Genomic DNA, 9503 nt, shown 5'->3' on the forward strand with positions numbered 1-9503 from the left:
TTCCAAGCCCCTGGCCCTGGCGGTCCTCCCGGATGAGGAGGAGGCTTAGGGTGGCGTCCCGGGCCTCGGGGTAGTGGAGCTTGTAGTCCAGATAGCCCACGGCCTCCTCTTCCAGCAAGAGGAGGAAGGCCCGGCGGCGGGGGTCCTGGGGGAGGGTGCGCAGGTCCTGGAGGACGTCCTCGAGGGTAGGGGGCTCCATGCCGATCAGGGCGAAGTAGCCGGGGCTTCTCAGGAAAAGGCCGTGAAGCACGGGGGCGTCCTCCGGCGAGGCCGGCCGTAGGCTGAGGCTTAAGGCCCGCATCCCGGTTATCCTACCCCCATCCTCCTGAGAAGCGGGTGATGGAAAACCGCCCCGGGGGAAGCCGGGGCGGTTTCCAGAGGCCTTTACTTGCGGGCCGGCTCCACCACGGTGACGTTCACCGCCTGGGGGCCCTTGCCGTTCTTGCCCGGCTCCACGTCAAAGGTGACGATGTCGCCCTCGTTCAGGGTGCGGAACCCCTTGGCGTTGATGGCGCTGAAGTGGACGAAGACGTCCGTGTCCCCCTCGCGCTCAATGAAGCCGTAGCCCTTCTCCGCGTTAAACCACTTGACCCGACCCTTCTGCATACCGCTCCTTCTTCCTCCGGGCTTGCGCCCGTATCCGGGGCTTGAGGGGTTGCTTTAGACCCAGGGGGCCACCCTAAAGCGACCCGGAATGACTCACTTTACCACGGGGAGGGTTATTTGCGGAAGAGCCCCTTGAGCTTTTCCCAGAGGCCCTCGGGGGCCACCTCCTCGCCCACCTCCTCGGCGTAGGCCCGAAGGAGCTCCTTGGCCTTGGGGGAGAGCTTCTTGGGCACGGAAAGCTCCACCACCACCCTCAAAGCCCCCCGCCCCCCGGGGTGGGGAAGGCCCGCCCCGGGAAGCTCAAACACCTCCCCGTGGCCGGTGCCCGGGGGGATGTCCAGGGGGATTGGGCCCTCGAGGCCCGGCACCTCCACCCGGGTGCCCAGGGCGGCCTGGGCCAGGCCGAGCCTGAGGCGGTAGACCAGATGGGGGCCTTCCCGCTCCAGGTGGGGGTGGGGGCGCACGGAAAGCCGCACGTAAAGGTCTCCGGGGCCTCCCGGCCCCAGGTTGCCGTAGCCCGGCACCCGCAGCAGGTAGCCCTCCTCCATGCCCGGGGGAATCCGCACCCGTACCCTTTCCTCCCGGGGCACCCGGCCCCGGCCCCGGCAGACGGGGCAGGCCTCCGCCAGGAGGAAGCCCTGGCCCTTGCAGTGAGGGCAGGGGGTGCGGCTCAAAAAGGTGCCGAAGAGGCCCCGCTGGTAGGTCTCCACCACCCCCCGGCCCCCACAGGTGGGGCAGGCCACCCGCTTGCCCCCTTGGCCCCCGCAGGCCTCGCAGGGGACCAGGCGGCTGTAGGTCACCTCCGCCTCCTTGCCCCGAAGGAGGTCGGGGAGCTCCACCTCCACCTGGACCTCGAGGTCCTCCCCCCGGGGGGCCGGGCGGCCGGGGGAACGAAAGCCGAAGACCTGGGCGAAGAGGTCAAAGAGGTCCTCGGCCTGGAAGCTCCCTTCCCCAAGAAGCCCCCGGTCGTACTGGGCCCGCTTCTCGGGGTCGGAGAGGACGGAGTAGGCTTCATTGATCTCCTTGAAGCGCTCCTCCGCCCCTTTGTCCCCGGGGTTCTTGTCGGGGTGGTACTGGAGGGCGAGCCTGCGGTAGGCCCTCTTGATCTCCTCCTGGGTGGCTTCCCGGCTTACCCCCAGGATGGCGTAGTAGTCCTTCATCCACCTAGCACTTTACAAGGGGAAGGGGTTTTGCTAAAGTGCCCCTCAATGAGGCTCCTGCGAGCTACCCGGTAGGGGGCCCCTTCCTTCGGGAAGGGCCCCCCGGGTTTGCCCGCGGGGGCCTCGGCTTTTAGGGAGGCTCAGGATGCTCTTGCTCACCCCAGGACCCACCCCCATCCCCGAGCGCGTGCAAAAGGCCCTTCTCCGCCCCATGCGCGGCCACCTGGACCCCGAGGTGCTCCGGGTCAACCGCGCCATCCAGGAACGCCTGAGAAGGCTCTTTGACCCCGGCGAGGGGGCCTTGCTGGCCGCCTTGGCGGGTTCGGGTAGCCTGGGCATGGAGGCGGGGCTCGCCAACCTGGACCGGGGCCCGGTGCTGGTCCTGGTGAACGGGGCCTTTTCCCAGAGGGTGGCCGAGATGGCGGCCCTCCACGGCCTCGAGCCCACCGTCCTGGACTTCCCCCCGGGGGAGGCCGTGGACCCGGAGAGGGTGGCGAGGGAGCTTAGGAAGCGGCGCTACCGCATGGTGGCCCTGGTCCACGGGGAGACCTCCACCGGGGTGCTGAACCCGGCGGCGGAGGTGGGGGCCCTGGCCAAGGAGGCCGGGGCCCTTTTCTTCCTGGACGCCGTCACCACCTTGGGCATGCTTCCCTTTTCCATGAAGAGGATGGGGGTGGACTACGCCTTCACCGGGAGCCAGAAGTGCCTTTCCGCCCCGCCTGGCCTCGCCCCCATCGCCCTGAGCCTCGAGGCCAGGAGGGCCCTCACGGGGAAGCGGGGCTGGTACCTGGACCTCGCCCGGGTGGCCGAGCACTGGGAGCGGGGGGGCTACCACCACACCACCCCGGTGCTCCTCCACTACGCCCTCCTGGAGGCCCTGGATCTGGCCCTGGAGGAGGGCCTCGAGGCCCGGGAAAGGCGCGCCCGAGAGGTCTACGCCTGGGTCCTGGAGGAGCTCATGGCCCGGGGCTTCCGGCCCTATCCCAAGGAAAGCCCTCTCCCCACCGTCTTGGTGGTGCGCCCCCCGGAAGGGGTGGAGGCGGACCGCCTGGTGAGGGCCCTTTACGCCGAGGGGGTGGCCGTGGCCGGGGGCATCGGCCCCACCCGGGGGCAGGTCCTGCGCCTCGGCCTCATGGGGGAAGGGGCCCGGAAGGAGCTCTACGGGGCTTTTCTGAAGGCCCTGGACCGCGCCCTGGCCCTAGCGTAGGAAGAAGTAGGCGTAGACCAGGGCCAGAACCATGCGGTAGTAGGCGAAGGGGCGGAACCCCACCCTCTCCACGAAGGAGACCATCCAGCGCACGGTGGCCAGCGCGGTCACCAAGGCGGAGGCGAAGCCCAGGAGGAGGAGTTCCAAGCCCCCTTCCGGCATCCCCGGGGCGCTTTTCAGGAGGTCGTACCCCACCGCCGCCAGCATGGTGGGCAAGGCCAGGAGGAAGCTGAACTCCGCCGCCGCCTTGCGCCTTAGGCCCAGGAGAAGCCCTCCCAGGATGGTGGCCCCGCTCCGGCTCGTGCCGGGGAAGAGGGCGGCCATTCCCTGGAACACCCCGATCCAGGCCACCTTGAGGAGGGGAAGCTCCTTCACGTCCTGGTAGCGGGCCCTTTCCGCCAGACGGTCGGCGAAGAGCAAGGCCAGGCCCACGAAGAAGAGGAAGAAGACCACCACCCCGTCCTTCCCCAGGATGACCCCCTTGATGAGGGGATAGAAGAGAAAGCCCAGGAAGGCCGTGGGCAGGAAGGCCACCCCGATGCGCGCCCAAAGCCCCCGGTCCGCGGCGAAGCGCTTCCCGTAAAGGAGGAGCACCGCCAGGATGGCCCCGAGCTGAATGGCGATGAGAAAGGTCTTGAGGAAGGGGTCGGCCTCCACGGGCAGGCCCAGGAGGTGGAAGAGGAGGGTGAGGTGGCCCGTGGAGGAAACGGGCAAGAACTCCGTGAGGCCCTCCACGATGCCTAGGAGAAGGGCTTCCCAAGCGCTCACGCGGCCCATGCTACCATGAAAGGGTGGAGGTTTCCGTCCTCATCCCCGCCGCCGGAAACGGGGAGCGGCTTGGTCTCGGGCCCAAGGCCTTCCTCCGGGTGGGGGGAAGGACCCTTTTGGAGTGGGCCCTGGCCGCTTTCCCGGAGGCGGCGGAGGTCCTGGTGGCCCTGCCCCCGGGGCAAAGCCCCCCCCAGGGCCTTCGGGCCGCCTTTCTGGAGGGGGGCAGGACCCGGCAGGAGTCCGTGGCCCGCCTGCTGGAGGCGGCGAGCCTTCCCCTGGTGCTGGTCCACGACGTGGCCCGCCCCTTCGTGAGCCGAAGCCTTGTGGAAAGGGTCCTGAGGGCCACCCAGGCCCAGGGGGCGGCGGCGCCGGTCCTTCCCGTCCCCGACACCCTCATCCGTTCCGAGGGGGGGGCCTACGGGTCGGTCCTGCCCCGGGAGGCCTTGCGCCTGGTGCAGACGCCCCAGGGCTTCTTCACCGCCCTCTTGCGGGAGGCCCACGCCTACGCCCGCAAGAGGGGGATTTCCGCCACGGACGACGCCCAACTGGTGCAGGCCCTGGGCTACCCCGTGGCCTTAGTGGAGGGAGAGAGGACGGCCTTCAAGATCACCTACCCCGAGGACCTGGTCCTGGCGGAGGCGCTGGCCCGGGCATGGAACGGATCGCCCCAGGCAAGGTAAACCTGGGCCTCTCCCTTTTGGGGAGAAGGCCCGACGGCTACCACGAGCTCCACACCCTCTTCGCCGCCCTCTCCTTTGGGGACCGCCTCTACCTGGAGCCCATCCCCGAGGGGATCGCCTTCCGCGGCCGCTACGGGCGAAGAAACCTGGCCTACCGGGCGGCCTCGGCCTACCTGGAGAGGGCGGGCTGGCCGGGAGGGGTGCGCCTTGTCCTGGAGAAGGCCCTCCCCGAGGGGGCGGGCCTGGGTGGGGGCAGTTCCGACGCCGCCCAGGTGCTTTTGGCCCTGAAGGAGCTTTACCCGGCGGAGGTGGACCTCTTTGCCCTCGCCCTTTCCCTGGGGGCGGACGTGCCCTTCTTCCTCCTGGGGGGGGTGGCCGAGGCCAGGGGAGTAGGGGAGCGCCTCAGGCCCCTCTCCCTGCCGCCCTTGCCGGTGGTGGTCTTCGCCCCTGGCCTGCGCCTCCTCACCCCCTTGGTCTACCGGGAGGTGAAGCCCCACGACTTCGCCCCCGAGCTTCCGGTGGAGGCCGTCCTCCAGGCCCTGGCCCGGGGGGAGGAGCCGCCCTATTGGAACAGCCTCGAGGGCCCCGCCTTCCGCCTCCACCCCGAGCTACGGGAGGTCAAGGCCAGGCTCCGGGTCCTGGGGCTAAGGGGGGTCCTCATGTCGGGCTCGGGAAGCGCCTTCTTCGGTCTAGCCGAGGACGAGGCCCACGCCAGGCGGGCGGCGGAGGCCTTGAAATACACGGGCTACGCCCGCTGGGGTTATTTGGGAGGGAACCGTGGGGCTTTTGGAGAGGGCAGAGACCCACTACCACCAGGCTTTGGAGGCGCTTAAGGCCCTCCCCATCCGCTGGGACCGGGAGCGTTTCGCCTTTTGGCTTAGGCAGGACTACCCCTTTGTGGAAGCCCTGTACCGCTACCAGGTGGCCCTCCTCGCCGAGGCCCCCCAGGCCCACCGCTTCCCCCTGGTCCAGGCCCTCTTGGCCACGGTGGAGGAGTTGGACTGGCTTTTGGCCCAAGGGGCGGACCCTGGGGCCCCCGTCCACCCGGTGCGGCGGGAATACATCGCCCTTCTGGAGGAGATGGCGGGGCTTGCCTATCCCTACCGCCTGGCGCTCTTCTACTTCCTCAACCGCCTCTTCCTCGAGGCCTGGAACGCCCACGTGGAGGGGGATGGCCCCTGGCAGGAGCTTTCCGAGCACTGGGCGGCCCCGGAGTTCCAGGCGGTGCTCTTTGACCTGGAGGTGCTGGCCCAGGGAATGGCCGAGGGGTTGGGCCCGGGGGTTTTGGCCCATTACCTGGAACGAATATTGGAAATGGAAAAAAAGACCTGGAGCCTGCTCCTATGAACGCAGGTCGGCGAGGAAAGGGCGCGTGATAGGGTGGACCCCATCCTAGGCTGCCCAGGATGGGGCGGTCTTGCTGGAGGGCCTAGTTCAGCTCTTCTCCCCAGGCCTCCTCAAAGAGGCGCTTGGCCTCTTGCAGGGTGATTTCCAGGGTCTGGGAGACCTCCTCGGCGAGGAGGTGGATGGCCCGCCTCAGGGCCTGCCGGTCCAGGTCGGGCAGGCCCCGCTCCAGCTCCCAGGCCCTTAGTTGCCCGGCCATCTGGGCGATGCGGTAGGGGTTTCCGTCCGCCAGGATCTCGCTGGTCTTACGGTGGCGGGCGGCCCACTGCTTGGGCAGGGGCATCCGCCCCTTCTTGAGGAGGTCCAGGATCGCGGGCACCTCCTCGGGGGCCAGGGCCTTGCGCATGCCCACGCTTTGCGGGGCTTCCACGGGTACGTAGGCCTTGGAGCGGGAGCCGGGGAAGTCCACCTGGTAGTAGGCCCGGCTGACGCCGCTCACGCTCCGCTGGGCTATGCCTGCCACCACGCCCACCCCATAAGGGGGCAAGACCACCTTGTCGCCGGGACGGAACTCTTTCACGGCGCGACTCCTTTCCGGAGCACCAAGAGGAGGTGCTCCAAATACGCCTCCACCTCCAGCTGGGGGTTGCACCCCAAGGCCGCCACCACCGCGGCCGTGGCCTTGGGAGAGAGCTCCGGACGCACGGCCCCCTCCTCCTGGCCGCTTCGCACAAGGGCCTCCAAGAGGTCCAGGTAGTGCTGGTGGAGCCCCTTGAGCCAGGGGGTGGGGTCCTCCATGGCCTCCCGGGCCACCGCCGCCCAAAGGCCCCTCCACTCCGCAATCCAGGCCAGGCGCTTCTCCAGGATGCGCTCCAGGCGCACGAAAAAAGGCGCCCGCAGGCGCACCAGTTCCTCCACCTCCCGGTAGAAGGCCCAGGTTCGCTCCTCCACCAGGTTTTTGAGGAGGTCCTTCTTGTCGCGGAAGTAGAGGTAGATGGTCCCTTTCCCCACCTCGGCCTTCCGGGCCACGTCCTCCATCTTTAGGCCGGAAAGCCCACTTTCCCGGAGAACCTCTAAGGTGGCCTCGAGGATGGCCTTTCGCTTTCCCTTAGCTAAGGCCCCCGGGGGGGATACCATCGCGGCCACGACCCCAAGTCTACCACACCGCCCTTTTCCTTTCATGAGGAGGCGGTTACCCTAGGGGTATAGGAGGTCCGCCATGCGGCAGGGTTTCTTCGCCTTGCTCACCGCCGATCCCCTTAGGGGGGCCTTGCGCTTGGTAGAGGCCAGGCTCCTGGAGGAGGCCAGGGGGGAGGCCCTTTTCCTCGTGCCCTATCCCCTTAGGGACCTGGCCGAGGCCTGGCGGCTGGCCTACCGCGACCTGGGTCTCAGGCGGGGCCAGGTCCTCTACCTGAGGCGGCGGGAGGAAGCCTTTGACCCGGAGGTGGCCCAAAGGGTGGCGGCGAGTTCCCTGGTGTTCCTGGCGGCGGAGGGGCTTCCCGAGTTTTTAGACCTCATCCGGGGGAGCCTGGTGCTCCAGGCCCTCTGGGAGGTGCACCGCAAGGGGGGCGGGGTGGTGGCCCTGGGAGAGGCGGCGGGGCTTCTGGGAGAGGCGGCCTTTTACTCCTGGGAAGGGGAGATGCGGGCGGCCTTGGGCCTGGCCCTCCTCCGGGGTCTGGCCCTGCTTCCCAAGGTGGAGGAGCGGGGGCGTTTCCTGGCCCTTTCCCGCCTGGTGGCGGACAACCCCGACTTGGTGGGCTTAGGCCTTCTGGAGAACACCGCCTTGCGCCTCCTTAGGGGCCTGGGGGAGGTCTGGGTCGGCGGGGTGACCCTGGTGGACGCCGAGGGGGCGGAGCACACCGGACGGGGGGTAAAGGGGTTACGGGTAGACGTGCTCTCCGCCGGGGAGCGCTTCCCCTTGCCCGCCCTCTAGGTACCCCCAGGCCTTTCCCACGCCTTGGGCTAGCGGCCTCTGGGCGCTTATCCTGGTTCCATGCCTTCGGGGCGCGTGCACGAGGCCATAAACCTTACGGCGCTGGGCTTGGGAAGCCTGGTTTACCTGGGCTTAGGGGGCTCCCCGGAGGACCCCAAGGCCTTGGCCTTTGCCCTGGCCTACCTGGCGGGCACCTTCCTCCTCTCCCCGGACCTGGACCTGGCGGAGAAGGAGGTGCGGTCCAGGCGGCGCTGGGGCTTTTTGGGCCCCCTTTGGCGGCCCTACGGCTGGCTCTTCCGCCACCGGGGGCTTTCCCACACCTGGGTCCTGGGGCCCCTCACCCGGCTCGGGTACCTGGTGGGCCTTTTGGGCCTGCTGGGTGTTCTCGCCCAGGGGGTTTTGGGCTTTTTGGGGGCGGAGGTGAGGCTAAGGCCTCCCTCCCTGGGCCTCGAGGCCCTGGGCTCTGGCCTCCTTGGCTACTACCTTTCCCAATGGCTTCACCTGGTGGCGGACGGCATCTGGCCGGACCATGACCTTAAGCGCCTTCGGCGGCCAAGGTAAGAGGGTTTACGCACCTTGGGCGGGCGGCGTGGAGAATGGGGTTAATGGCGAAGCTCGAGGTTTGGGGGTTCGGGCTCTTTCTGGGGCTGGCCTTGGCGGTGGGACTGGGGGAGCGCCTGCCGGACTTCGCCCTTTTGGACCCTGAGGGAAACCTCGTCACCCTAAGACCATGAAAAAGCCCGCCGTTATCGTCTTCTGGGCCAGCTGGTGCACGGTGTGCCGGGCGGAGTTCCCCGGGTTGCACCAGGTGGCCGAGGAGACCAAGGTTCCCTTCTACGTCATCAGCCGGGAGCCCCGGGACACCAAGGAGGTGGTCCTGAGCTACATGAAGGCTTATCCCCGCTTCATTCCCCTCTTGGCCTCTGGCCGGGACAAGCCTCACGAGGTGGCGGGCCGCTTTAGGGTGACGGGCCAGCCCTGGACCTTCGTGGTGAACAAGGAAGGGGAGGTGGTGGCCCTCTTCGCCGGCCGGGCGGGGCGGGAAGCCCTTTTAGACGCCCTCTTGCTGGCCGGGGCAGAGCTCCCATAGCTCCACCCGCCGGGCCTCTCCTTGGGGGGTGAGGCGGAAGAGGAACCCGGCTTCTAGGGCCCTCGGGTCCCCCCACTCCACCAGGGTGAGGCGGGCTTCCTCCTCGGCGGCCAGGAGCTGCGGAAGGAGTTCCTCTGGGTTTGGTAAGCGGTAGAGGTCGGCGTGGACCAGGGGACCTTCCGGGGTGGGATAGGTGTGGATGAGGGTGTAGGTGGGGCTGGTGACCCGGCCCCGGAAGCCCAGCGCCTCGGCCAAAAAGCGGACCAGGGTGGTCTTGCCTGCCCCTAGGGGCCCTTCCAGGGCCACCACCGCTCCCCGGGGTAGAAGGGGGAGGACCTCCCGGGCCAGGGCCCGGGTGTCCTCGAGGCTCTTCAGGGTGCGGGCGAGGACAAGGCGCATAAAAAAAGGCCCCGAAGGGCCCTTTGGTGCCGGGAGCGGGACTTGAACCCGCACGCCCTTGCGGGCACCACCCCCTCAAGATGGCGTGTCTACCAGTTCCACCATCCCGGCAGGCCGCGCCCTAGGCGCAAGCTTTAGTTTAGCAGAAGCCCTCGCCTTGTCAAGGCGATTGCCAAACAGGGGTTCCTGCCCTAAACTCGGGAAGGCGGGCCGGTGTAGCTCAGCGGTAGAGCAACCGCCTCGTAAGCGGTAGGCCGCCGGTTCGAATCCGGCCACCGGCTCCAGCTCCAGGACGCAAAAAGCCCCGCCTCGGAAG

Annotated in this window: 13 protein-coding genes, 2 tRNA genes and 1 pseudogene; 8 read left to right on the forward strand and 8 right to left on the reverse strand. The window is 68.6% G+C overall.

All coding sequences use genetic code 11. The features are described 5' to 3' along the window. From AC01Y6_RS05465 to AC01Y6_RS05475, 3 genes are all read right to left on the reverse strand, one after another. A partial coding sequence (locus AC01Y6_RS05465; RefSeq protein WP_476670620.1) for a GNAT family N-acetyltransferase occupies positions 1 to 301 on the reverse strand: 301 nt, incomplete at its 3' end. An 83-nt stretch (positions 302 to 384) separates the two neighbouring features. Beyond that, a complete protein-coding gene (locus tag AC01Y6_RS05470; protein WP_038064636.1) occupies positions 385 to 606 on the reverse strand; it encodes a cold-shock protein in 222 nt (73 codons plus the stop codon). Positions 607 to 719: 113 nt separating this feature from the next. Further along, on the reverse strand, positions 720 to 1766 hold the full coding sequence (locus tag AC01Y6_RS05475; RefSeq protein WP_428719845.1) for a DnaJ C-terminal domain-containing protein: 1047 nt from the start codon (positions 1764 to 1766) through the stop codon (positions 720 to 722). A 145-nt stretch (positions 1767 to 1911) separates the two neighbouring features. Between AC01Y6_RS05475 and AC01Y6_RS05480 the strand changes: the two genes are divergently transcribed. Continuing rightward, positions 1912 to 2973: an aminotransferase class V-fold PLP-dependent enzyme gene (locus tag AC01Y6_RS05480; protein WP_428719844.1), complete on the forward strand. Its 1062-nt coding sequence runs from the start codon at positions 1912 to 1914 to the stop codon at positions 2971 to 2973. Here AC01Y6_RS05480 and AC01Y6_RS05485 read toward each other — a convergent pair. Continuing rightward, positions 2965 to 3750, reverse strand: a complete 786-nt coding sequence (locus tag AC01Y6_RS05485; protein ID WP_347241340.1) for an undecaprenyl-diphosphate phosphatase — start codon at positions 3748 to 3750, stop codon at positions 2965 to 2967. The genes AC01Y6_RS05480 and AC01Y6_RS05485 overlap by 9 nt on opposite strands. A 14-nt stretch (positions 3751 to 3764) precedes the next feature. On the opposite strand from AC01Y6_RS05485, the gene ispD reads away from it, so the two are divergent. From ispD to AC01Y6_RS05500, 3 genes are read left to right on the forward strand one after another with little or no spacing between them, the layout of a single operon-like run. After that, positions 3765 to 4421 (forward strand): 2-C-methyl-D-erythritol 4-phosphate cytidylyltransferase, encoded by a 657-nt coding sequence (ispD, locus tag AC01Y6_RS05490; RefSeq protein WP_347241342.1) that lies wholly within the window; start codon positions 3765 to 3767, stop codon positions 4419 to 4421. Further along, positions 4394 to 5254, forward strand: a complete 861-nt coding sequence (ispE, locus tag AC01Y6_RS05495) for a 4-(cytidine 5'-diphospho)-2-C-methyl-D-erythritol kinase (RefSeq protein WP_476670621.1) — start codon at positions 4394 to 4396, stop codon at positions 5252 to 5254. The genes ispD and ispE overlap by 28 nt, the downstream gene beginning before the upstream one ends. Further along, on the forward strand, positions 5199 to 5768 hold the full coding sequence (locus AC01Y6_RS05500; protein ID WP_428719841.1) for a hypothetical protein: 570 nt from the start codon (positions 5199 to 5201) through the stop codon (positions 5766 to 5768). Before ispE ends, AC01Y6_RS05500 begins: the two co-directional genes overlap by 56 nt. Positions 5769 to 5850: 82 nt before the next feature. On the opposite strand, the gene AC01Y6_RS05505 is transcribed toward AC01Y6_RS05500, so the two are convergent. Further along, on the reverse strand, positions 5851 to 6345 hold the full coding sequence (locus tag AC01Y6_RS05505) for a CarD family transcriptional regulator (RefSeq protein ID WP_347241344.1): 495 nt from the start codon (positions 6343 to 6345) through the stop codon (positions 5851 to 5853). Next, on the reverse strand, positions 6342 to 6902 hold the full coding sequence (locus tag AC01Y6_RS05510; protein WP_347241360.1) for a TetR/AcrR family transcriptional regulator: 561 nt from the start codon (positions 6900 to 6902) through the stop codon (positions 6342 to 6344). The genes AC01Y6_RS05505 and AC01Y6_RS05510 overlap by 4 nt, the downstream gene beginning before the upstream one ends. Positions 6903 to 6984: 82 nt before the next feature. On the opposite strand from AC01Y6_RS05510, the gene AC01Y6_RS05515 reads away from it, so the two are divergent. The 3 genes and pseudogenes from AC01Y6_RS05515 to AC01Y6_RS05525 all read left to right on the forward strand — a co-directional run bounded on the left by AC01Y6_RS05515 (position 6985) and on the right by AC01Y6_RS05525 (position 8788). After that, a complete protein-coding gene (locus AC01Y6_RS05515; RefSeq protein ID WP_347241345.1) occupies positions 6985 to 7698 on the forward strand; it encodes a cyanophycinase in 714 nt (237 codons plus the stop codon). A gap of 60 nt (positions 7699 to 7758) precedes the next feature. Continuing rightward, positions 7759 to 8259, forward strand: a complete 501-nt coding sequence (locus AC01Y6_RS05520; protein ID WP_347241346.1) for a metal-binding protein — start codon at positions 7759 to 7761, stop codon at positions 8257 to 8259. A 44-nt stretch (positions 8260 to 8303) separates the two neighbouring features. Further along, positions 8304 to 8788, forward strand: a pseudogene (locus AC01Y6_RS05525) (TlpA family protein disulfide reductase). Here the strand turns inward: AC01Y6_RS05525 and tsaE are convergent. After that, the gene (gene tsaE / locus AC01Y6_RS05530) at positions 8750 to 9187 is read right to left on the reverse strand and encodes a tRNA (adenosine(37)-N6)-threonylcarbamoyltransferase complex ATPase subunit type 1 TsaE (protein WP_347241349.1); all 438 of its coding nucleotides are present in this window, start codon (positions 9185 to 9187) and stop codon (positions 8750 to 8752) included. The pseudogene AC01Y6_RS05525 and the gene tsaE overlap by 39 nt on opposite strands. 24 nt (positions 9188 to 9211) lie before the next feature. Beyond that, positions 9212 to 9298: transfer RNA gene (locus tag AC01Y6_RS05535), tRNA-Leu, on the reverse strand. Between the two features lie 98 nt (positions 9299 to 9396). On the opposite strand from AC01Y6_RS05535, the gene AC01Y6_RS05540 reads away from it, so the two are divergent. Further along, positions 9397 to 9471, forward strand: a tRNA-Thr gene (locus AC01Y6_RS05540). Positions 9472 to 9503: the final 32 nt, after the last annotated feature.

Source organism: Thermus sp. (assembly GCF_056332225.1).

Bases quoted from the DNA above. Each gene is read 5' to 3' on its own strand.
- AC01Y6_RS05470 (WP_038064636.1), bottom strand. From the start codon at position 606: ATGCAGAAGGGTCGGGTCAAGTGGTTTAACGCGGAGAAGGGCTACGGC.
- AC01Y6_RS05475 (WP_428719845.1), bottom strand. From the start codon at position 1,766: ATGAAGGACTACTACGCCATCCTGGGGGTAAGCCGGGAAGCCACCCAG.
- AC01Y6_RS05480 (WP_428719844.1), top strand. From the start codon at position 1,912: ATGCTCTTGCTCACCCCAGGACCCACCCCCATCCCCGAGCGCGTGCAA.
- AC01Y6_RS05485 (WP_347241340.1), bottom strand. From the start codon at position 3,750: ATGGGCCGCGTGAGCGCTTGGGAAGCCCTTCTCCTAGGCATCGTGGAG.
- ispE (WP_476670621.1), top strand. From the start codon at position 4,394: ATGGAACGGATCGCCCCAGGCAAGGTAAACCTGGGCCTCTCCCTTTTG.
- AC01Y6_RS05510 (WP_347241360.1), bottom strand. From the start codon at position 6,902: ATGGTATCCCCCCCGGGGGCCTTAGCTAAGGGAAAGCGAAAGGCCATC.
- AC01Y6_RS05515 (WP_347241345.1), top strand. From the start codon at position 6,985: ATGCGGCAGGGTTTCTTCGCCTTGCTCACCGCCGATCCCCTTAGGGGG.
- AC01Y6_RS05520 (WP_347241346.1), top strand. From the start codon at position 7,759: ATGCCTTCGGGGCGCGTGCACGAGGCCATAAACCTTACGGCGCTGGGC.
- tsaE (WP_347241349.1), bottom strand. From the start codon at position 9,187: ATGCGCCTTGTCCTCGCCCGCACCCTGAAGAGCCTCGAGGACACCCGG.